Annotated in this window: 21 protein-coding genes; 12 read left to right on the top strand and 9 right to left on the bottom strand. The window is 65.7% G+C overall.

The window, feature by feature from the left end; genetic code table 11:
- Nucleotides 1-87: 87 nt before the first annotated feature.
- Complete coding sequence (locus VGE27_RS13015; protein ID WP_331050097.1) at nucleotides 88-1,281, top strand: pyridoxal phosphate-dependent aminotransferase; 1,194 nt, start codon at nucleotides 88-90, stop codon at nucleotides 1,279-1,281.
- 34 nt (nucleotides 1,282-1,315) lie between these two features.
- Complete coding sequence (locus VGE27_RS13010) at nucleotides 1,316-1,594, top strand: Lrp/AsnC ligand binding domain-containing protein (protein WP_331050096.1); 279 nt, start codon at nucleotides 1,316-1,318, stop codon at nucleotides 1,592-1,594.
- A gap of 94 nt (nucleotides 1,595-1,688) precedes the next feature.
- On the opposite strand, the gene VGE27_RS13005 is transcribed toward VGE27_RS13010, so the two are convergent.
- Nucleotides 1,689-2,645, bottom strand: coding sequence for a hypothetical protein (locus tag VGE27_RS13005; protein ID WP_331050095.1), 957 nt, complete (start codon nucleotides 2,643-2,645; stop codon nucleotides 1,689-1,691).
- Between the two features lie 124 nt (nucleotides 2,646-2,769).
- Here VGE27_RS13005 and VGE27_RS13000 point away from each other — a divergent pair, with 124 nt between their 5' ends.
- The 4 genes from VGE27_RS13000 (at nucleotide 2,770) to VGE27_RS12985 (ending at nucleotide 8,425) form a co-directional block, all read left to right on the top strand.
- On the top strand, nucleotides 2,770-3,690 hold the full coding sequence (locus tag VGE27_RS13000) for a hypothetical protein (protein ID WP_331050094.1): 921 nt from the start codon (nucleotides 2,770-2,772) through the stop codon (nucleotides 3,688-3,690).
- Between the two features lie 96 nt (nucleotides 3,691-3,786).
- A complete protein-coding gene (locus tag VGE27_RS12995; protein ID WP_331050093.1) occupies nucleotides 3,787-4,980 on the top strand; it encodes a DNA repair exonuclease in 1,194 nt (397 codons plus the stop codon).
- 2 nt (nucleotides 4,981-4,982) lie between these two features.
- Entirely contained in the window at nucleotides 4,983-7,391 is a 2,409-nt protein-coding gene (locus VGE27_RS12990) for an SMC family ATPase (RefSeq protein WP_331050092.1), read from the top strand.
- A gap of 53 nt (nucleotides 7,392-7,444) precedes the next feature.
- On the top strand, nucleotides 7,445-8,425 hold the full coding sequence (locus VGE27_RS12985) for a GNAT family N-acetyltransferase (RefSeq protein WP_331050091.1): 981 nt from the start codon (nucleotides 7,445-7,447) through the stop codon (nucleotides 8,423-8,425).
- Between the two features lie 39 nt (nucleotides 8,426-8,464).
- Here the strand turns inward: VGE27_RS12985 and VGE27_RS12980 are convergent, their stop codons facing one another.
- On the bottom strand, nucleotides 8,465-8,638 hold the full coding sequence (locus VGE27_RS12980; protein ID WP_331050090.1) for a hypothetical protein: 174 nt from the start codon (nucleotides 8,636-8,638) through the stop codon (nucleotides 8,465-8,467).
- Between the two features lie 336 nt (nucleotides 8,639-8,974).
- Between VGE27_RS12980 and VGE27_RS12975 the strand changes: the two genes are divergently transcribed.
- From VGE27_RS12975 to VGE27_RS12960, 4 genes are read left to right on the top strand one after another with little or no spacing between them, the layout of a single operon-like run.
- Nucleotides 8,975-9,388, top strand: a complete 414-nt coding sequence (locus VGE27_RS12975) for a 6-carboxytetrahydropterin synthase (protein WP_331050089.1) — start codon at nucleotides 8,975-8,977, stop codon at nucleotides 9,386-9,388.
- Nucleotides 9,389-9,395: 7 nt separating this feature from the next.
- A complete protein-coding gene (gene folE, locus VGE27_RS12970; protein WP_331050088.1) occupies nucleotides 9,396-10,034 on the top strand; it encodes a GTP cyclohydrolase I FolE in 639 nt (212 codons plus the stop codon).
- 10 nt (nucleotides 10,035-10,044) lie between these two features.
- Complete coding sequence (locus tag VGE27_RS12965) at nucleotides 10,045-10,782, top strand: SDR family oxidoreductase (protein WP_331050087.1); 738 nt, start codon at nucleotides 10,045-10,047, stop codon at nucleotides 10,780-10,782.
- Between the two features lie 13 nt (nucleotides 10,783-10,795).
- The gene (locus VGE27_RS12960; RefSeq protein WP_331050086.1) at nucleotides 10,796-11,467 is read left to right on the top strand and encodes a hypothetical protein; all 672 of its coding nucleotides are present in this window, start codon (nucleotides 10,796-10,798) and stop codon (nucleotides 11,465-11,467) included.
- Nucleotides 11,468-11,531: 64 nt separating this feature from the next.
- Here the strand turns inward: VGE27_RS12960 and VGE27_RS12955 are convergent, their stop codons facing one another.
- From VGE27_RS12955 to VGE27_RS12940, 4 genes are read right to left on the bottom strand one after another with little or no spacing between them, the layout of a single operon-like run.
- The gene (locus VGE27_RS12955) at nucleotides 11,532-13,364 is read right to left on the bottom strand and encodes a long-chain fatty acid--CoA ligase (protein WP_331050085.1); all 1,833 of its coding nucleotides are present in this window, start codon (nucleotides 13,362-13,364) and stop codon (nucleotides 11,532-11,534) included.
- A 55-nt stretch (nucleotides 13,365-13,419) separates the two neighbouring features.
- Nucleotides 13,420-14,256: a hypothetical protein gene (locus tag VGE27_RS12950; protein ID WP_331050084.1), complete on the bottom strand. Its 837-nt coding sequence runs from the start codon at nucleotides 14,254-14,256 to the stop codon at nucleotides 13,420-13,422.
- Between the two features lie 34 nt (nucleotides 14,257-14,290).
- Complete coding sequence (locus tag VGE27_RS12945; protein WP_331050083.1) at nucleotides 14,291-15,058, bottom strand: ParA family protein; 768 nt, start codon at nucleotides 15,056-15,058, stop codon at nucleotides 14,291-14,293.
- Nucleotides 15,059-15,060: 2 nt separating this feature from the next.
- Entirely contained in the window at nucleotides 15,061-15,618 is a 558-nt protein-coding gene (locus tag VGE27_RS12940; protein WP_331050082.1) for a tetratricopeptide repeat protein, read from the bottom strand.
- A gap of 173 nt (nucleotides 15,619-15,791) precedes the next feature.
- Between VGE27_RS12940 and VGE27_RS12935 the strand changes: the two genes are divergently transcribed.
- Nucleotides 15,792-16,331: a phosphoribosyltransferase gene (locus VGE27_RS12935; RefSeq protein ID WP_331050081.1), complete on the top strand. Its 540-nt coding sequence runs from the start codon at nucleotides 15,792-15,794 to the stop codon at nucleotides 16,329-16,331.
- Nucleotides 16,332-16,360: 29 nt separating this feature from the next.
- Here VGE27_RS12935 and VGE27_RS12930 read toward each other — a convergent pair whose 3' ends face one another.
- A complete protein-coding gene (locus VGE27_RS12930) occupies nucleotides 16,361-16,933 on the bottom strand; it encodes a hypothetical protein (RefSeq protein WP_331050080.1) in 573 nt (190 codons plus the stop codon).
- 100 nt (nucleotides 16,934-17,033) lie between these two features.
- Entirely contained in the window at nucleotides 17,034-19,079 is a 2,046-nt protein-coding gene (ligA, locus tag VGE27_RS12925) for an NAD-dependent DNA ligase LigA (RefSeq protein ID WP_331050079.1), read from the bottom strand.
- 58 nt (nucleotides 19,080-19,137) lie between these two features.
- Here ligA and VGE27_RS12920 point away from each other — a divergent pair, with 58 nt between their 5' ends.
- A complete protein-coding gene (locus tag VGE27_RS12920; protein WP_331050078.1) occupies nucleotides 19,138-19,428 on the top strand; it encodes a YtxH domain-containing protein in 291 nt (96 codons plus the stop codon).
- Between the two features lie 49 nt (nucleotides 19,429-19,477).
- On the opposite strand, the gene VGE27_RS12915 is transcribed toward VGE27_RS12920, so the two are convergent.
- Nucleotides 19,478-20,337, bottom strand: an 860-nt coding sequence (locus VGE27_RS12915) for a hypothetical protein (protein WP_331050077.1), incomplete at its 5' end; no start/stop codon positions are given.

Raw genomic sequence — 20,337 nt, 5'->3', positions numbered from 1 at the left:
TCGTGCCGTCCACCTGACGGCCCACGACCGGAACCCGTAAAAGGTACACGGTTCCGCCCCCGAAACCCACTCCAACCCGGCTCGTCCATGTCCCTGCTTTTCCAGCCCTCGCCGAACATCGTCCGCCTCAAGGAATCCGCCACCTTGGCGGTTGCTGCGAAAGCGCGAGCGCTGAAGGCAGCCGGTAAAGCGGTGATCGACCTGGGCGCGGGTGAGCCCGACTTCGATACGCCGGCCTTCATCCGCGAGGCGGCGGCCGAAGCCATGGCGGCCGGCCACACGCGCTATACGGCCACCGAAGGGGTGCTGCCACTCCGCGAAGCCATCGCCGCCGATGCCAACCGCATCCAGGTGCAGGGCACGCCCGTCACGCCGGCGGAGATCGTGGTATCCAACGGCTCCAAGCAGTCGCTGTACAACGCCTGCGTCTGCTGCTTTGGTCCGGGCGATGAAGTGCTGGTGCCGACTCCGTCGTGGACCAGCTATTACGAGATGATCGAGCTGGCGCGCGCGATCTCGGTTCCGGTGTTCGGCGATCCGGACAACTCGCTCAAGGTGACGGCGGCGCAGCTGGCTGCCGCAGCCACGCCGCGTACCAAGGGACTGATGCTCAATTCACCGAGCAATCCCACGGGGGCCGTGTACTCGCGTGACGAGCTCGCGGCGATTTTTGCGCTCGCGGCCGAGCGTGGCTGGTGGGTGATTGCCGACGAGATCTATCTGCGCATCGCGTACGAAGGCGGTGCACAGTCGGCGCTCGAGGTGGCTCCCACGCGCGACAATCTGATCATCATCAACGGCGTGGCGAAGGCGTACGCCATGACCGGCTGGCGCATTGGCTGGTCCATCGCGCCGGTCGCGCTCAGCAGGGCGATGAACGCCTTCCAGTCGCATACCACGTCCAATGCGTCGTCGGTGGCGCAGTACGCCGCATTGGCAGCGCTCGCGCGCCGCGAAGAAGCGGACGCGGCGGTGAACGCCATGGTGCAGTCTTTCCGCGAGCGCCGCGACGCTGTCGTGGCGGCTCTGTCGGCGTTCCCTTCGGTACGCTACGTACATCCGGCCGGCGCCTTCTACGTGTACATCAATGTGGAAGGGTTCCGCGGTGCAGCCGACCCGGGTGCGGCGTTTGCCGCCGCTGTTCTGGAGGAGTACGGCGTGGCGGTGGTGCCCGGTGGCGCCTTCCTCACGCCGGGCTGGATCCGGGCCAGCTATGCCACGGCCCAGTCGGTGGCGGTTGACGGCGTCACGCGCATCGCGCAGTGTCTCACGAGCGCCTGACGGCCTGAGTTTCGTTCCTCTTCATCGCGGTCCCATGATCACCACGATTGTGCTGGTGCAAGCCGACCCGAAATCGATCACCGCCTGTGCCACGGCATTGGCGGGCATCGATGGCGTGGCCGAGGTCTATTCGGTGTCCGGTGCATGGGACCTGGTGGCCATCGTGCGCGTTCCCGATCTCGAACAGATTGCCACGGTCGTGACACAGGAATTCGTCAACGTCCCCGGCATCGTGCGCACGCAGACGCTGACGGCGTTCAGGGCCTACAGTCGCAACGATCTCGAGCAGTCGTGGGATATCGGCGTTGAATGAAATCGTCCCGCGTGGCAGGGGGCATGCCTCGCGGGACGTCATCGGTGCGATCGTACCCACCGGAGCAGCGGGGTGGTTGTCGTAGCGGAGGTCGCTACTGACAGCGGCCCCGTTCGTATTTGAACGCCTCGAGCCATGCATCGCCCTCGAAGCGGTACGAGTAGGTCACCAGCGGAAACTGCGGCAACTGCACGCCGAAGTAGAGCTCCGCCTTGCCGTCGCCGTCGGCGTCGAGGGCGCCGAGAAACTTCCGGCGCGGTTGTACGCGATTGTCGGCGACGTCTGCGTACATGAGGGACGGCTTGTAGCCGTACACGCCCTTGTCCAGCACCACGGTCAGGTGGTGCGGCTGGTCGGTAAAACGCCCCATCGAATCGACCGCGATGTCAGGATTGTCGTACGTGACCACGATAGTCGGTCGAGCGGAAGCTCCGGTGGCTACCGCGTGCACGCTGCGGCGGTACCGCGCGAGCCTCGAGAGCGAGAGCCCCGTCGTGGGCGCGACCAGCAGGTTCACGTTGGACACGACGGACTGCAGTTCCGCATCACCGATGCCGGCGCTGGCCGGGCGTCGCAGCGGCGTTGCGCCGCTGGTCAGCAGCTCTACGCGCGCGTCGAACGTTGCCAGCGCGGCAGGGAGGGGCGAGGGGCAGGGCAGCGTATCGAGCGGCGGACCTTCCCACATCCCGCGCGTCGCATGCGCGGTGGGCAGTGGTTCGCCGTCACGGTAGGGCGTGAGACTGGCGCCCCCCTGCAGGTAGCTGATGTCGAACGCGCGCCATCCGCGGCTGCTCAGTGCCAGAGGGCGAGGGCCCGACGGCCCGATCGTGGCGATCGGCACAATGCGCGGCACGCGACTGCTTCGGTCGACACGGAACAACACTGTGGGGTTGCTGGCGAGGAACGTGCTGTCCGCCTGCCAGGATGCATCGGTCTGCGATGGATTCAACGCCGCCTTCACGCGTTCGCACCCTCCGACGCCCATGAGCAGGAGCGGTAGCCAGCAAGCGACATGCAGGCGGCGTGAGCGGGAGCGAATGGAGAAAGTCACATAGGCAGTTTCGGCAGCGGACTGCTGGAAGTCCACACCCGACACCCACGCGGGAGCTTCAGCTCACATGGGGGGTATGCCGGGAAGGATTCGGACTTGGCGGTCGGTGGGTGCGGAGGCCCTGATGGTGACACGCGCGACGGCATGCGCCGCGCTCTTCATGATGTGTTGGAACGGAATGGCGGGAACTCCCGTCGCTGCGGCGCAGGGAGGCGGCAAGACCGCCTCGACTGCGAGGAGCGGCGAGTCCGTTCGGCTCGTGGTGCGGCCACGCGTCGGAGACACGCTGTGGCTGCAGATCGAGCAACGCATCGAATTGCGTGCACGCAGGAGCCCGAACGGGCGTGCCGGAGCTGCGGCCACACCCGACTATGGCCCGCGGGCCGGTGTACCGCCGGCGCAATCCACGCGATTGCAGCTCTTCGCACACTCGCTGGTCGAGTCGAGCGACCTGCAGGAAACCCTGCTGCTCGCCACCAGTGATTCGATGGTCGTGTCCATGGGATCCGGTGGTGACCCGGGGACGCCCCGTCGCCAGACCATCACCGATGATGCCCGTCAGGTGCGTGTGTTGGTGCGCCCCGATGGCTCGATGCGCATGCATGACCCGCCGCCGAATGCCGCATCGCTTGGCGCGACCCTGGCGTCGGTCCCCGGACTGCTCCCCGAGACGCCCATCCACGTGGGGTCCGAATGGACACGCGAAATGACGCTGCCCACCCTGCCGGTGGGCGGGTTTCGCGCGGCTGGGGTGGTGCAGGTACGCTTGCGCCTCGACTCCCTGAGTAAAGGGGGTCGGGATGCCTGGATCTCCCTGTCCGGCGTGCTTCGGCGCAGTGGCACCTCTGCCGACTGGCCACCGGGCGCGCACGTGGTCACGGCGGGCACCATTCGCGGCAACATGCAGGTGGACCGCCAGCGTGCCTGGATCGTCAATGCGTTCACCGAAATCGAGGTGACGAGCGAGCTGGCCGCAGGCACCGGGGCCAGCGCGTCACCGCGTGGGATGGACATGCGCATCGTGCAGCAGGTGCGCGTCTGGTAGCGGTGGCAAGGCGGCCGGTACGACGCCAGCGCACCGGATCGCGCCCAATATCGTGCCGCCAGCATGAGAGTCGACGCACGCCGTTAGCTTAGGCCCATGCGCCTCGTGCACCTCGCCGACCTCCATCTGGGATTCCGCCAGTACCAGCGTCTCACCGAGACGGGCGTGAATCAGCGCGAGGCCGACGTCGAAGGCACCATCCAGCGCGCGGCCGAGCAGATCACGGCGCTCGCGCCTGATGTCATCGTGATCGGCGGCGATGTGTTTCACACCGTCCGTCCGTCCAATCCGGCCATCCTGCATGCGTTTCGCGTGTTGCTCGAATGGCGCACCCAGCTGCCTGCCACGAAGATCGTGATGGTCGCGGGTAACCACGATGCGCCTCGCACTTCGGAGACGGGCTGCATCCTTGGATTGTTTCGCGAGATCGGTGTGCATGTCGCCGACACCGCGGCTGAATACTTCACGTTTCCCGAGCAATCGCTGGCCGTGCTGGCCGTACCCGACGTGCCGGGCATCGTGCGCCCACCACTGGTGCCGCCCGAAGGATTCCGGCATCGCGTGTTGCTGATGCACGGCGAAGTGGAGGGCATGTTGCCGGCGCATATGGCGAGCCCCGAACGGGCGGCCATCGAGATCCCCGTTGACGACCTCCACGTCAGCGAGTGGAGCTACATCGCGCTCGGACACTATCACGTGTATCGCGAAGTGGCGCCACGCACGTACTACAGCGGATCGCTCGACTACACGAGCAGCAATCCCTGGGGCGAACTGCAGGAAGAGCGCGAGCATCGTGTGCCCGGCAAGGGCTTCATCGAACATGATCTCGAGACGGGGGCGCATCAGTTCCATCCGGTCATGCCGGCGCGTGCGTTGCGCGATCTCGTACCCATCGACGCCACCGGTATGGGCGCGGCAGACCTCGATGCCGCCATTCGCGCACGCGTGGACAGTGCCCCGGGTGGTATCGACCAGTGCGTGGTGCGGCTCACCGTGCACAATGCGCCGCGCCACATCGTGCGCGAACTCGATCACACAGCCCTTCGTGAGTATCGCAAACGGGCGATGCACCTTCAGCTCGACACGCATCGCCCCACGCCCATCGCGCACCGGGTGAGTGGCGGGGCGGCGGTGCGCCGCGCCACGCTCGCTGATGTCGTGGCCGATCGTCTGCGCGAACGGGTGCTCACTACGGGCATCGAACGGGAGGCGTTGGTCGCGCTGGGGCTCGAGTACCTGGCGCGGGCCGAACAGGCGGCGATGGCGGCCCTGCCCACACCGGACGCCTGATCGTGCGCCTCGACTCGCTGCACCTGGTCAACTTCCGGCAGCACGCCGACACGCGGATCGAGTTCGCGTCCGGCCTCACGGGCATCATCGGTCCGAATGGCTCCGGCAAGAGCACCATTCTCGAGGCCATCGCGTGGGCGTTGTACGGCAACAGCGCCGCCCGAGGCAACAAGGACTCCATCCGCCGACTCAGTGCCGAGGACACCCGCGCACCCGTGCGTGTGGAGTTGGTGTTCGAACTCGCCGGTCATCGCTATCGCGTGATGCGCACGCTTTCTGCCGCGGAATGTTTTCTCGATGACGCCACGCAGCCGATCGCGACCACGGTCACCGGTGTGTCCGAATTCATGCAGCGCCGTCTGGGCATGACACGCAGCGAGTTCTTTCACACCTACTTCACGGGGCAGAAAGAACTCGACGTGATGAGTGCGCTCGGGCCGGCCGAACGCGCCCGTTTCCTGTCGCGAGTCCTGGGATACGATCGCATCAGTGGCGCACAGGAGTTCGTGCGTGATCGCCGTCGTACGCTCGCCGCCGAGATCAATGGCCTTCGGCAGGGCATGGCCGATCCCGAGGCCATCTGGCGGGCGGTGAGCGACGCCGAAGCGCGCCTCGCCATGGCGGGTGTGCGGGCGAGCGAGGCAGAGATGCAGCGCGGCATCGCCGTGGCGGCGCTCGAGGCACTGGTGCCGCAGTGGCGCGATGTGCAGGCCCGCCGCGAACGCTTGCAACAGCTGCAAGCCGAACGACGCGTCACCGAAGGTGAGTTGCTCGCCCGCGTGCGCGATGTCGAGCGACTGGCCCGCGAACTCGAAGCCATTGCCAGTGCCCAGCGCACGCTGGAGCCCCTGCGTGCAGAAGCCGACGGCCTGCGCGGTGCCACGGCTTTGCTGGAGGGGATGGAGCGGCTGGCTGCCGCCGATCTGCGGCGACAGACGTGGATGGATCGGGTGCAGCAGGCCGCCGAAGAAGAGGCGCGTCTCGCCGAGCGCGCGGCCCGTCTCGAGCAGGCGCCCACACTGGAACAGGAGACGGTGGCGCAGCTGGCCGCGATGCGCGAGCAGCTCGCGGACGTCGAGCGCACGTTGGACGAACAGCGCACGGCGTGGGCGCGTGATAGACAGGAAGCGGAGACGCGCCTCGAGGCGCTGCGCACGCAGTACACGGAACTGCACGACCAGCAAACCACCCTCGAGGGGCTCGGCGCCGAAAGCCCGTGTCCCACCTGCGGACGCCCCCTCGGGGCGAGCTATGTGGGTGTGCTCGAAACGGTGCGCGACCAGCTCGAGACCGTGCGTCTGGATGGCAACTACTACCGCCAGCGGGTCGCACAACTCACCAGCATACCGGCTGCGGTGGAGACTCACGAAGCAACGCGTCGGCAGCTGCAAGTGGATGTGCAGAACGCCGATCGCCGCTTGCAACGGATTCAGGCGGCCATCGCGGAGTCGGCCACACTCACCGCACAGCGCGCCAGGCTCGAGGAACGTCTTGCGGAAGCCACACGCATGCTTGCTGAACTGCCGTCTGGGTACGAAGCGGAACAGCATGCCGCGCTCAAGCGTGATGTGGCACGCCTGCAGGAGCTCGAAACGATGATGGCGCGCGTGGGCGCACAGCTGGAGCGAGAGCCGGAGCTGCATTCCGAGCAGCGCCGATCGGCTTCCACTCAGGAACAGCTGCGCACCCGCCTGCAGGAACTCGAGCAGCAACTGGCGACGCTGGCCGCGAGCGACACGGAGTTCGCGGCGTTGCGCGACGGGTATGAGCGCGCAGAGGGCTCGGCCCGGCAGGCGGAGCTGGATGCCCTGGCGGCGCGCGGTGAATCCGAACGGGCCCGCGCCGCGCTCGACAACGCAGAGCATGGACGCAGGGAGTTGGCGAGCCGACAGGAAAAGCTCGAGACGCTGGAGCGGGACCGACGTCTGCACGACGAACTCGATCGTGCGTTCACGGACATTCGTACCGACCTGAATGTCCAGTTGCGTCCCGAACTGGCCGACATCGCGTCCGGCTTTCTGGCAGGCCTCACTGACGGTCGCTACAAGTCACTGGAGTTCGACGAAGACTATCGCCTGCTGGTTCTCGAAGACGAGGTCCGCAAGCCAGTCATTTCCGGCGGCGAGGAAGATCTCTGCAATCTCGTGCTGCGGTTGGCGATCTCGCAGATGATTGCCGATCGGGCGGGGCAGGCGTTCTCGCTGCTCATCCTCGACGAGGTGTTTGGATCGCTCGACGAGAACCGCCGCGCCAATGTGGTGGAACTGCTGAAGCACCTGCACGATCGTTTCGAGCAGGTCATCGTGATCACCCACATCGAGCAGGTGCGTGAGGGGCTCGATCGCGTGGTGCAGGTCCACTTCGACGAAGCCCGTCGCATCAGCGTGGTCACGGGCGCGAGCGAACGTTAGATTCCGGGAGCCACACGCCGGCCCATGCTTTCAGCGATCTTGCCTCACCGCTCATGACCAGCGTCAGTCCCCGATCTTCCCGTCAGGCTCGCACCATTCGCGGGCCGGATGTCGCCACGGTCGACGACGTTCCGCAGCTCAATGAAGTCTTTGCCGACGCGTTCACCGAGCGCTATCGCAAGGACGGCATGGCGGGCGTTCGCGTCCCACCGCTCAGTGGCGCAATCTGGCGTTACGCCATCGAAGACGCGGGCGAGGGCGCACTCTGCTGGCGCGACGGCGAAGGACGCATCATCGCGTTCAACATGGTGCACCAGTCCGGAACCGAAGGTTGGATGGGCCCGTTGTGCGTTGCGCCGTCCTGGCAGGGAGCAGGCCTCGGCAAAGTCATGGTGCAGACCGGCATGCAGTGGCTGCGCGAGCATGCGGCGTCGGTGATTGGCCTCGAGACGATGCCGCGCACCATGGAAAACATCGGCTTTTACTCGAACCTCGGGTTCCTGCCGGGGCATCTCACGATCACGGTGACGCTCGATGCAGTCGCCGGCGATGCCGCGCCTCAGCTTCTCTCCCGCTGCTCTTCACAGCAGAAGCAGGAGGTTGTGCAGGCGTGCCTGGGACTCACCACGCAGGTGATGCCGGGCTACGACTTCACGCGTGAGATCGAACTCACCGACTATCACGCCATCGGTGACACGGTGATCCTCGGTGCCCTGGAGGCGCCGCTGGGTTTTGCCCTCTGTCATTCCGCGCCGCTGGTGGAGGGGCGCACGCGGGATGAGCTGCGAGTACTCAAGCTGGTGTTGTCGCGGCAAGCACACTTGCCACAAATGATCGGGGCCCTCACCGATCTGGCGCGCCGCACGGGTACACGTCGCGTGGCCATTCGTTTGCAGGGCGACTACACCGAGGCGTATCGGACCCTGATGGCGCTGGGGGCGCGGGTGCGCTGGACCGATCTGCGCATGAGTGTCTTCGGCTGGAGCGAACTGCCGCCCGCCGAAGGGATGGTCCTGTCGAACTGGGAGATCTGAGCCCGGCGGTTGGTGCACGCCGGGTCACGGTCTGCCCGGTTACGACTTGCCGCTGCGCGGGCCGTTCGGCGTGTCGCGCACGACGATGCGCCAGATGATCACAAACACGCCCGCGGTCAGCAGCAGATGCACGACGCCCGGGGCGTCGGTGGCAATGGTCAGCCCGCCCCAGGCGAGCAGCATCACAATTCCGGCGGCGAGGTAGAGGTCCATGCCAAAAATCTACTCGCATTGCGCGGCGCACGCGCGGCCGGTAGCTTTTTTCGTGTATAGCGGGGCGGAGAGACTTACTTCTTGAGCCGATAAGCTCATTGAGAGGGCTCGACAAACGGTGTGAACGTCATGCCCCAGTGCGGGGAAGGCGGAAGCGCGGTGAGGGTCTCATCCTTTCTACTGGGCTTCAGGAACCCCTCTTCGTTCCCGTGTTTTTCGAGGGCCCCGTCCATGTGGCGGGGCCTTCGTTTTTAGCCCACCCCCGGACACCCTTCCGGGACATCCGTCCGGCGAACCATCCGGGAACTTCACCATCCTCCCGTCGGTTGAATCGGCATGCCCATCGTCACCGTGACACGACGCCTGCGCTTCAATGCCGCGCACCGTGTCCACAATCCGGCGCTGTCTGACGCCGACAACACCCGGCTGTTCGGCAAGTGCAACAATCCGAACTGGCACGGTCACAACTACACGCTCGATGTCTCCGTCCGTGGCCCCATCGATGCGGAGACGGGCTATGTGATCGACCTCGGCGCGTTGCGCGAGATCGTCGAGCGCGAAGTGGTCGAGCAGACCGACCATCGCAACTTCAACATCGACGTGCCCTACATGCAGGGCATCAATCCGACGACCGAAAACATCATCGTCGGCATGTGGCGAGTGCTGCAACCGGCCATTGCACCGGCCACGCTGCAGCGCCTCCGTCTCTGGGAGACGGAGAACAACTATGTCGACTACTCGGGGGAGTAACCACCTGATGCGGCGTGAACTCAACGTGGGCGCTGGTGCGCCCGGCACCGATCCCGACGATCTGCCGGTCACCGGCGAGCGCACTGCCGAATACGCAGCCATGGTGCGGCGGCAGCTCGAACTGATCGGTGAAGATCCCGATCGTGATGGTCTGCTCAAGACGCCCGACCGCGTGGCGCGGTCGATGGCCTGGCTGACACGCGGCTACGATCTCGATCCGCGCACCGTGATCGGTGACGCGCTCTTCGAAGAAGATCACGAGAACATGGTCATGGTGCGCGACATCGAGATGTATTCGATGTGTGAACACCACATGCTGCCGTTCTTCGGGAAGGTGCACATCGCCTACATCCCCAACGGCAAGATCGTGGGGCTCAGCAAGCTGCCCCGTGTCGTTGAGGTGTACGCGCGGCGCCTGCAGGTACAGGAGCGCCTTGGCGAACAGATCGCCAACGCCATCGTCGACGTGCTGCAACCCAAGGGTGTGGGCGTTGTCATCGAGGCCGTGCATCTCTGCATGATGATGCGTGGCGTGGAGAAGCAGAACTCGCGCACCATCACCTCGTCGCTGCGCGGTCTGTTCCGCGACGACGCCAAGACGCGCAGTGAATTCCTGCGTCTGGCGTACGCGGCGCCGGGCGCCTGAGCGCAGGCCGATGTCCACCACACCTGCGTCGACCCGTCCACTGCATGGACGTCGCGCTCTCGTCACGGGCGCGTCCCGCGGCATCGGGCGCGCGGTCTCCGTCGCACTTGGCAACGCGGGAGCCACGGTTCACCTGCTCGCGCGCACCGCGTCGGCGCTCGATGCGGTGGCCGCTGAGATTCGCGCGACGAATGCCGATGCCCGGGTGCATGTCTGCGATTTGACCGACGCTGTGGCGGTTGCGGCCTTGGTGCGCGGATTCACCGATGACGCGCCCGACATACTGGTGAGCAATGCGGGGATCTTCCCGCTCTCACCCGTACAGGACACTTCGCCCGAGCTGTTCGAGGACACCTTGCGGGCCAATCTCGGGGCGCCGTTCCGGCTGGTGCATGCGTTGTTGCCGCACCTGCGCTCACGCGATGTGGCCGATATCGTCACCATCGGCTCCATCTCCGATCGGCGCATCTTCGGCGGCAATGGTGCCTACGCGGCGTCCAAGTTTGGTGCGCGCGCATTGCACGAGGTGCTGCGCACCGAGCTTACGGGCACCGGAGTGCGGTGCACGCTCATTTCCCCCGCCGCCACCGATACGCCGATCTGGGATCCCATCGATCCCGACAACACCCCGGGCTTTCCGCCACGCGCAGCCATGCTGCGCCCTGAAGACGTCGCCGATGCGGTGCTCTGGGCGGTGACGCGTCCCGCGCATGTGAACATCGACGAGCTGCGTCTCAGTCGGTCCTGAGCAGAAAGCACGCATGCAACGCGATCTGCTCGATGCGCTTCGCTGTCCGGCACCCCACGAAGAATCGTGGCTGGTGGCCATGGTGCATCGCGCCGATGGGGCCACGTTGCTGGACGCCGAGATGGCGTGCCCGCTGTGTGGCGCCGAATACGCAGTGGCGCAGGGCGAGGCCTGGTTCAACGGGAAGCCCGCCGCGGTGATTGAGCCGGCGCCGCGCAGCAAGGAAGTCCTGGCACCTGATGTCGAACGCCTGGCCGCCCAGTTGGGTGTGATGGGTGGAATGGCGCCGGTGTTGCTGGCGGGGCGCTACGGGGCCGTGGCGGCGGACTACGCTGCGCTCACGGGGGCACCGGTGGTTGTGATCACGGAATCACCCGTTGTACTGGCAATGGCGCACCCGGGAGTGTCGGTGCTGCACATTGGGCCGCGTGTACCGCTGGGCGCGGGCACGTTGGCTGCAGCCGCGTTCGATGCGATGCCCACCGACGCCCCCACGCTCATGGCGAGTGTCGCGCGGGCCGTGCGTGGGCGTGGACGACTGCTGGCGCCGGTGGAGCATGTGGTGCCCGCCGCACTGATAGGCTCCCTGCGCGAACTGGCCCGCGACGAGACGGAATGGGTGGCTGAACTCACGGCTGCCTCCAGCGGTCTCGTGGCGCTGCGACGCTCGCCCCCGCCCGTATGACAGAAGGCGCCCACGATGTTCCGTGGGCGCCTTCTGCGTCGTGCGGCAACCGTCGATCCGTCGATCAGTGCGCTTCGACGTACAGACTGTCGATCAGATCCTTGTAGGTCTTGTCGATGACACGCCGCTTCACGCTGAGCTTGGGCGTGAGCTCGCCCCGCTCGATGGTGAAGTCGTGCTCCAGCAACGCGATCTTCTTGGGCGTTTCGAAGCTGGCCAGGCCGGAGAGCTGCGCCTTGACCTCCTTCTCCATCTTCGCGTTGATGGTGGGCATCTTCAGCAGTTCGGCGCGCGACGTCCACACGATGTTCTGGCTGCCGGCCCACTTCTCGAGCTGATCCCAGTCCGGCACGATCAGCACCACCAGGAACTTGCGCTTGTCGCCAATCATGACGGCTTGCGACACGTACTTGTTGGTCTTGATCATGTTCTCGATCGGCTGCGGCGCCACATTCTTGCCGCCTGCCGTCACGATGATGTCCTTTTTGCGGTCGGTGATGCTGAGGTAGTCCTCGTTCAGCACCCCGATGTCGCCGGTGTGGAACCAGCCGTCGCTGTCGATGGCTTCTTCGGTGGCAGCAGGGTTGTTGTAGTACCCCTTCATGATGTGCGGACCGCGCGAGAGAATCTCGCCGTCCGGGGCGATCATCACTTCCACACCAGCCAGCGGCTTGCCCACCGTGCCCAGTCGGTAGGCGGTGAGCGTGTTGCACGCGATCACCGGTGACGTCTCGGTGAGGCCGTAGCCCTCGAGAATGACCAATCCCGCCGCGTAGAAGAACTTCGCGATCTCCGGTGAGAGGGGCGCGCCCCCCGATACGAAATAGCGCAGGTTTCCACCGGTGCGCTCACGCAGCTTGGAAAAGACAAGCTTCTGCGCGATGCCATACTGCAGCGCAAGCAGTCCACCCGGTTCGCGGCCTGACAGTTTTTCGTCGGCCCAGCGTTCACCCGTGCGTCGAGCCCAGAAAAAGATCTGCTTCTTGAGGCCGCCCCCACTGACGGCGTTCTCCAGCACGCGGGCGTAGATCTTTTCGTACAGTCGCGGCACGGACATCATGAGCGACGGTTTCATCTCGCTCATGTTGACCGGCACCGTGTCGATCGATTCGGCGTATGCGATGCGGCAGCCGCTCGCGAACAGGTAGTAGTCGCCGGTGCGCTCGAAGATGTGGCTGAGTGGCAGGAAACTCAGCGCCAGATCGGAGGTGCCGACGTTGAGCACCTTCTTCACGCCTTCGACGTTCGAATGAATGTTGTCATGTGTGAGCATGACCCCCTTCGGATTGCCCGTCGTGCCCGACGTGTAGATCAGCGTGAGGAGCTTGTCGGGCGCAACGGCGAGTGCCGTTTCCTTGAACGTCGTCGCCCGTTCCGGCGAGTCGGCGGCCGCGCCCATGGCCTCCAGTTCGGCCAGCGTGAGATCGCAGCCGTGTTCCTTCGTGGCCGCGAAACCAATCACCCATTTCACGCCGGGAATTTGGGCGCGGATGGACTGGATCTTCTTCGCTTGCTCCGGCGTGGACACGAACAGCACGCGCGCACCCGAATCGTTGATCAGATATGGAATCTGCTCGGCGGGCAGCGTCGCGTAGATCGGGACGTCGGTGAACGAGCTGCACGAGCAGGCGTAGTCGACGATCAGCCACTCGGGGCGATTCTCCGAGAGCAGCGCTACACGCTCGTCGGCGACAACCCCAAGATGCGTGAGCCCGAGCGCGGTGCGTCTGACGCGTTCGAGGATGGCACGATGGCTCAGCGGTTCCCAGACGCCATTGACCTTGTACAGGACGGCGTCAGTACGATCAAATCGCTCGACCGCATCGAAGAACAGGCGGTTGATCGTGCCGGGGGCAGGGCGGGGACCCCCCGAAGCGAGTTGGGTGGGTGAGGTCATACTTGAGAAACTGGCCCCGGGATTCCGGCGGCGGGAGCCCCCGCGGCGATTTCGTCTACGGTGTAACGGTCACACGGCGAACAATGTGCGCTCGCAGGCGCAGCGGGCTGCCCTTCACCGGCTGGCCGCGATACCGCACCGTTACCTGCACGACCACCGAGTCGGGCGCGGTGCCCGCAGGGAAACGATCCCCGCGAACCCGCACTCGCAAGCCGGCATTTCCCGAAGCGTCGGTGGTGTCGACCGTGGCGGGCCGATTGCTGCTGTTCACGAGGTATGCGACGGCCGACGTGTCATTCGTTGCATTCGCCGGATACACCAACTGATATCGCACGAGCCAGCCGTTCACCCCGGAGAATCCCACCGTGTCCCGATGACGCACGGATGCTACAAACTCTCCCGTGGTGTTTCGCACGGAGTCGGGCACGGAAACCGACAGTGTGTCAGGTGAGGATCCGCTCGCCGTGTCGGGAGCGGTGGTGACCACCAGATTGGCAAGGATCTGCAGGTTCGATCCGATGCGAGCCGCCAAGCGACCCGTGCCAAGCGCGATGGCCTTGTGCGCCACCACGAAGCCGCGCGACGAATCCACCAACAGCGCAGAATCGCGGTTGTAGTCGGCGTAGAGATACTGCACTGCCGCGCCGGTGATCTCTTCACCCGACGAATTCCGGACGATCGCACGAATCGGCGTGACCACGCCGTCTTCGTTGCGCAGGGAGTCCTTGATCACCACCGACGGATACGGCAAGCGCGCGAACTCGATGGCGGCCGGCACATCGGGGGCTGAACCCACTTCGGCGCATGCTGTGCCTACCATCGCCGTGAGCGCCATCAGACCGCCCAGAATCCTGCGGCGGCGCGTGGTGTCGAGTGGAGCCGTGTCCTGCATCACTTCACGTCCTCGTGACCCGAAAGGGCAACCGTCACGCGAACCGTTCAGCGAGTCGCGTGGCAATGTTGATGTACGCCTGACTGGCCGGATCAGCGGGCGTACGCAGCACCACAGGCTGACCGGCGGCAAATGCGTCAGCCGTGGCCGGCGTGCGTGGCACCGGCACGTCGAAGATCAGGTGCTGAGGCAGATGCTCGCGCACATAGTGTACGACGCGTTCGGTCGCCGGGTTCCCCTCTTCGTGCATCGTGAGGAGAATGCCCTCGAGTGTGAGCTCGTCGTTTTCGGCGATCACGTCCTGAATGGCCCGCAGGATCTGCGGGGTGGTCTGCAGGGCCAGCGGTTCGCACTGCAGCGGTACCACCACGTGCTGACTGGCGGCGAGTACCCGGCGCGTGATGGCGCCCAGCCCAGGCGGCGTGTCCACCACCACCACGTGGCAACGTTCCCGCGCCATGGCCAGGAGGTCGCCGAGCAGGCTGGTCTCACCCACCGCGCGCTGGAAGGCGGTGTGATCGGCGGTGTCGCTCACCGAACCGGCCAGGATTACGCGCAGCCAGGGCATGGCCGTGGGCAGGATGACCTCGCGCAGGGAGCGCTCACCACGCAGGTAGTCGTCGAAGCCCACCGTGGGGTGTCCACGACGCAGCCCCACGCCATACCGCACCGCGCCCTGCGGGTCCGCATCGACCAGCAAGGTCTTGAGGCCACGTCGTGCGAAGGCCACGGCGAGGTTCACCGCCGTGGTCGTCTTACCGACGCCGCCCTTCTGGCTCACGATGGAGAGGACACGCCCCATGGTCAGTACTGGTCCCGCTGCGTGTCGTCAGGGGAGGCGGGCCATGCGTCGCCATGGCCATGGTCATGCTCACGCTGCGCATCGTCCGGCGCGGCGAAGGACCCATCGTGCTCGCCTTCATATCCCGCGTGCTGCGACGCCGCTCCCTGAAGCTCCAGCAGTGTGCGCTCAGCGTGGGCGCGGAACTTGGTGGCCTGCGGATCGTCCGCTTTGCTGGTGCGCAGATACGCTTCGAGGTGCATGCCGGCATGCACCGTGTCACTGCGCTTGAGCAGCAGGAATGCGAGACCGTAGTGCGCGCCCGCGAGATCCGGATCGAGCTGCAGCGCGCGACGGTACGTACGGATCGCTTCCTCGGGCTGTCCGGTCTTGGAGAACGCGATGGCGATGTTCTGCAGTACACCGAGGTCATCGGGACGCTCGCGCAAAGCCAGGCGATAGGACGTCAGCGCGTTGCCGTAGTCCCCACGCGCTTCGAGATCGAGCGCCTCGGCGAGGAAGTCGGTTCTACCCTTACCGCGGGCCGACGAACCGCCCACGAGGCGGCGCCACCAAGTCATGCGCTCGCAGAGTTTCGTGAGGGAAAAGGAGGCAACCACCGCATGCTGGCCATCGTTGCCGATCACGTGCCAAGCTATAGCCCCGCAGGCATCGCTACAAGTTGGTGATGGTACGTTGTTGCCAGTGCGCACTCGCGGGGGCTACACTGCAACGATCCCCACCGGAGCCGCCGATGCCTGAACCACAGCCGTACGCCCCAGATCCCACGAAGGGTGTACTGATCGTCGATTGGCCGCTCTTCGGTGAGTTGGCCCGCGCCCTGGCCGTGCGTGTCGCCCGTGAATGGATGCCCGATCTGGTGGTGGGGGTGGCCACAGCGGGTGTGGTGCCGGGTGCCGCGGTGGCTGCCATTCTCGATCGGCCATTCCATTCCATCCTGATCTCGCGTCGTTACAGTGCGGAGCAGGTACGCGAGACACCGGCGGTGTTTGGCGCGGCGCCCGCGGAGGTGCGGGGCAAGCGGGTCCTGGTGGTCGATGAAACCTGTGATTCGGGGCAGACGCTGCGGCTTGCCGTGGGGGCCGTGGTCAATGCGGGTGCACGCGAAGTGCGATCCGCCGTGAGTTTTCGCACGGGCAATCATGCGCCCGACTATCACGCGTTGGCGACGCAGGCGATGATCGTGCTGCCCTGGGACCGGGAAATCCTGATCGACGGGGAGCTGCGCCCCAACCCGAAATACGAAGGGCTGCTTCAGCAGCCCGTGGTGTAACGATCAGTCTCGCGCGCCTGGCGAATCGCTCAGGCGCTGGCGGCGGCCCGCTCGTAGGGGATGCCGCGCTCCATCGCTTCCCAGACGTACTCCAGCACGTCCACGGAACCGAGCAGGAATCGGCTGCGTCCGGGCGCAACTTCCGGCGCTTCCACTTCGAGCACCGAGATCGGTGCGGCGGCGAGTCGGCCAAAGAAACCGGCAAAGAGTCCGGTGGTGACGAGGCAGCCACCCTGCAGGTCGCCCGCTTCGCTCCAGTCGGAGACATCGAGCGCCATCACGGCGTCGCTCATCGGCACGAGCTCCGCCCGTCCCCATCCCTGCGCATGGAAGAAGGCTTCCAGCAGCCACGGAAATCGTTCGTCGGCAAGATCCGCCGGGCTCACCTCTCCCTGCTGCTCGAGCCACGCGGCGAAGTGATCGAACAGCGCCTGGCCAGCCGCGTATCCCGCATCGCGAATGGTGTCGACTGAGGCGGCCGCGCCCGATGCCTGCGCATCCTGCGGGTGGCGCACAGCCTGCTGAAGACCCGTGAAAAACTCCACGGGAACGGTCACGGTGCGCGAGGCCACCGGCAACGGAGCGGAGAACGAGAGGCTCATACTCCGGTGACGCTCGCGCACGGGCCCCGTCACGTCAAGCGGGGCGGGGCGACCGGCGGTGTGACGGAGCTGGCCAATAGCGTGTGGGGCATTGTGACGTTCAACCCGCCGCTCCGGCCAGCTTCTCGAGCAGTTCGGCCTCGGTGAGCACCGTAACGCCCAGCTCCCTGGCCTTGTCGAGCTTGCTCCCGGCTTCCTCGCCGGCCACGACGAAGGTGGTCTTCTTGGAGACGCTGCTCGTGACCCGGCCCCCGGCCTTTTCGATGAGGGCGGTGGCGTCCCCGCGAGACAGTGTGGGCAGCGAGCCGGTGAGCACGACGGTCGAGCCGGTGAGCACCCCGTCCGCCTGCACCGCGTTGGGCTCTTCGAAGTTGAGCCCGCGGGCGCGCAAGCGCTCCATCAGGGCTCGCGTGGTGTCATCGGCGAAATAAGTGGCCACCGACTGGGCAATGATGGTGCCGATACCTCGTACGGCACCGAGTTGTTCGGCTGAGGCATTCATGATCGCATCGAGCGAGCCATACTGGCGCGCGAGCAGCTGCCCGGCCTGCGCACCCACATGACGGATGCCAAGCCCGAACATCAGTCGTGACAGTGGTTGCTTTTTCGCGGCGGCAATGGCGGCTACGAGATTCTCGGCACTCTTCTTCGCGAATCGTTCAAGCGCCGTGAGTTGTTCGGCGGTCACATCGAACAGATCGGCCACGTCGCGCACCAGGCCAGCATCAAGCAGTTGCTGAATGCGCGCGTAGCTCAGGCCGTCGATATCGAGTGCATCCTTGCTGGCAAAGTGCACGAGCCCTTCCAGCAGCCGGCCTGGGCACGCCACATTCGGGCAGTAAATCGCGACGTCGTCCCCATAGCGCACCACCGCCGTGTTGCAGCGCGGGCAGTGCGTGGGCATGGACCACGGCTGCTGCGTGCCGTCTCGCTTCTCGGGCACGGGGCCCAGGACATAGGGGATCACATCACCCGCGCGCACCACCTGCACCGTGTCGCCATCGCGCAGGTCCTTTGCCGCGATCTGATCGGCGTTGTGCAGCGATGCGAATGTCACCGTGGCGCCGCCCACATCCACCGGTTCGAGCACGGCAAACGGCGTGAGCACACCGGTACGACCCACGTTGACATCGATGCGACGCAACGTGGTGAGTGCCATATCGGGCGCGAACTTGCGCGCCACACCCCAGCGCGGCGTGCGGTCGGCACGAATGCCCAGTTCGTCCTGCAGGGCCATGTCATTCACCTTCACCACACCGCCGTCGATCGCGAAGCCCAGTGTGCCGCGCGTTTCGTGCTCCACCACGCTGGCCCAGGCTTCGGCCTCCTGAATGGTCTGGCAACGCTGACGGTGCGGGGCGACGGGAATGCCCCAGGCGGTCAGCTGTTCGAGCAGATCCCACTGCGCGCGCGCTGGCGCGGTGCCGTCGGGCAGTACGGCCGCGTAGCCGAAGAAACGGAGAGGACGCGCGGCGGTGTTGGCCGGATCGAGCTGCCGCATGGAGCCCGCAGCCGCGTTGCGCGGATTGACATACACCGGCTCTCCGGCGGCCACCCGCGCTTCGTTCATGCGCTCGAAGCCGGCAAAGGGCAGATACACCTCGCCACGTACTTCCATGAGCGGAGGATGACCCGTGCCGAGCAGTCTCAGCGGTACACCGCGAATGGTGCGCACGTTGGCGGTGACGTCTTCGCCCTCGGTGCCATCGCCTCGTGTGGCTGCGGTGACGAGGACGCCTTCGCGATACGTGAGCGCGACGGCCGCCCCGTCGATCTTGAGCTCGACGGTATAGCCCGATGTGTGTATGGCGTCACCAACAACCCGCTTCAGTGACTGCTCGAACTCTTCCAGCTCGGCCAGATCGAACGCATTGTCCAGAGACAGCATGCGCACGAGATGACGGTGCGTGCGGAACGCAGACTGCACCGGCGCACCAACACGCCGCGTCGGTGAATCTTCTGTGCACAACGCGGGGTATTGCGCCTCGAGGCCCTGCAGCTCCCTGAACAGCCGATCGTATTCCTGATCGGGAAGCGTGGGGTTATCGAGGACGTAGTATTCGTGCTGGGCGGTACTGAGTTGGTCGCGCAGTTCGCGAGCCCGCTCGACCGTCTGCTGTGGTGGAGTTCCCGATGACGCGGTCATGTCGGGAATCTACCATTCCCAGTGTGGAAACCCATCATCGACCGAGGAGGATCACGAGATGGATCATTCAAGAGACGACGACTCGCGCCGCGATGCGCGCTCATTTGGGCTGGGGCTTTTGCTCGGTGCGGCACTTGGTGCCGGCGCCGCCCTGCTGCTGGCTCCGGCCAGTGGGGAAGCCACCCGCCGCCAGCTGCGCCGCGGTGCGCGAAAGCTTTATGAGCGGGGCGAGGATTCGCTCCACGACCTGGTGGAAGACACGGATCGTTCGGCCCGTCGCTTCGCGCGCCGTGGACTCAAGCGCGGGCGCAAGCTCGTGGCCGACGCCCGCGACACGGTGGGTTGGTAACCGCGCACCGTGACACGCTTCGCCCCGAAGGGCGGCTCAATCATCACTCCTACTTGAGTGCTTTGAGCTCGTCCTCGGCGGCGCGGCGGTACCGGTCGTCATTGGCATCCATCAGCGGTGCGCGCAGGGCCGCCTGATACGCCGCGCGTGCGTTTGCCGCGCGCCCCATATCCCGATAAATGCGCGCCTGATCAAGGCGATGAATCAGGCGATTCGGCTCGAGCGCGACCGTTTCGTCCATGTAACGGGCAGCCTCGGCCCAACTGGCGGTGCTCATGACCTTGCCGCCCAGGAAAGTCTTGGCCACCACGCGCGCGATCCCGCTCAGTCGCATCACCTCGGCATTCCACACGCCCATGACGTGTAGCGCGCCGGCATGTTTGGGGTCACGCTCCAGTGCTTCGAGCGCGTGGTCGCGCACATGTACCGCGTACTTCACGCGATCACGCGGACTGACGGACATCGCCATACGGCCAATCGCACGGGAGACATGGAAGTGCACGTCGGCCTTCTCCGGATGCATCGCCAGTGCCTGTTGCGCATAGCGATCGGCCTTCTCGTAACGTGCCGTCTGTGTCTTGCGGTCGGTTTCGAACTCGCCCAGGTCCACCAGTTCGCGTGACGCACGCCAGAGCGCGTCGAACGACAGCGAATCGCGCTGCAGTGCCTGTTCATACAGCGCGAGCGCCTGTGCGGGATTCCGCGCCGCGCTGGCCTTGTCGCCACGCGCAATGAGGTCGGCCACTTCGCTGTTCACAGATGTTGCCACGCGTGTCGGTACGGCATACGGTGTTGCCTGCGCCGCGCTCGTACCGGGTGCGAAGGCGATGACCAGCACCAGCGTCACGCACCAGCACAACAGGGGCGATGTGGCAGTCCCGACCGCACGTCGTGCAGTCACCAGCGATA

It is taken from the genome of Gemmatimonas sp., assembly GCF_036405635.1.
GTDB lineage: Bacteria > Gemmatimonadota > Gemmatimonadetes > Gemmatimonadales > Gemmatimonadaceae > Gemmatimonas.
The sequence above is the reverse complement of the archived record's forward strand: the minus strand, read 5'-3'. Positions and strand labels throughout refer to the sequence as shown.

Excerpts from the sequence above, each read along its gene's own strand:
- VGE27_RS12980 (WP_331050090.1), bottom strand. The coding sequence starts at position 8,638 with ATGGACCTCTACCTCGCCGCCGGAATTGTGATGCTGCTCGCCTGGGGC.
- VGE27_RS12960 (WP_331050086.1), top strand. The coding sequence starts at position 10,796 with ATGCAACGCGATCTGCTCGATGCGCTTCGCTGTCCGGCACCCCACGAA.
- VGE27_RS13010 (WP_331050096.1), top strand. The coding sequence starts at position 1,316 with ATGATCACCACGATTGTGCTGGTGCAAGCCGACCCGAAATCGATCACC.
- VGE27_RS12955 (WP_331050085.1), bottom strand. The coding sequence starts at position 13,364 with ATGACCTCACCCACCCAACTCGCTTCGGGGGGTCCCCGCCCTGCCCCC.
- VGE27_RS12995 (WP_331050093.1), top strand. The coding sequence starts at position 3,787 with ATGCGCCTCGTGCACCTCGCCGACCTCCATCTGGGATTCCGCCAGTAC.
- VGE27_RS12920 (WP_331050078.1), top strand. The coding sequence starts at position 19,138 with ATGGATCATTCAAGAGACGACGACTCGCGCCGCGATGCGCGCTCATTT.
- VGE27_RS13015 (WP_331050097.1), top strand. The coding sequence starts at position 88 with ATGTCCCTGCTTTTCCAGCCCTCGCCGAACATCGTCCGCCTCAAGGAA.
- folE (WP_331050088.1), top strand. The coding sequence starts at position 9,396 with ATGCGGCGTGAACTCAACGTGGGCGCTGGTGCGCCCGGCACCGATCCC.
- VGE27_RS12950 (WP_331050084.1), bottom strand. The coding sequence starts at position 14,256 with ATGCAGGACACGGCTCCACTCGACACCACGCGCCGCCGCAGGATTCTG.
- VGE27_RS12975 (WP_331050089.1), top strand. The coding sequence starts at position 8,975 with ATGCCCATCGTCACCGTGACACGACGCCTGCGCTTCAATGCCGCGCAC.
- VGE27_RS12935 (WP_331050081.1), top strand. The coding sequence starts at position 15,792 with ATGCCTGAACCACAGCCGTACGCCCCAGATCCCACGAAGGGTGTACTG.
- VGE27_RS12940 (WP_331050082.1), bottom strand. The coding sequence starts at position 15,618 with ATGACTTGGTGGCGCCGCCTCGTGGGCGGTTCGTCGGCCCGCGGTAAG.
- VGE27_RS13000 (WP_331050094.1), top strand. The coding sequence starts at position 2,770 with ATGGTGACACGCGCGACGGCATGCGCCGCGCTCTTCATGATGTGTTGG.
- VGE27_RS12930 (WP_331050080.1), bottom strand. The coding sequence starts at position 16,933 with ATGAGCCTCTCGTTCTCCGCTCCGTTGCCGGTGGCCTCGCGCACCGTG.
- VGE27_RS12945 (WP_331050083.1), bottom strand. The coding sequence starts at position 15,058 with ATGGGGCGTGTCCTCTCCATCGTGAGCCAGAAGGGCGGCGTCGGTAAG.
- ligA (WP_331050079.1), bottom strand. The coding sequence starts at position 19,079 with ATGACCGCGTCATCGGGAACTCCACCACAGCAGACGGTCGAGCGGGCT.
- VGE27_RS12965 (WP_331050087.1), top strand. The coding sequence starts at position 10,045 with ATGTCCACCACACCTGCGTCGACCCGTCCACTGCATGGACGTCGCGCT.
- VGE27_RS12985 (WP_331050091.1), top strand. The coding sequence starts at position 7,445 with ATGACCAGCGTCAGTCCCCGATCTTCCCGTCAGGCTCGCACCATTCGC.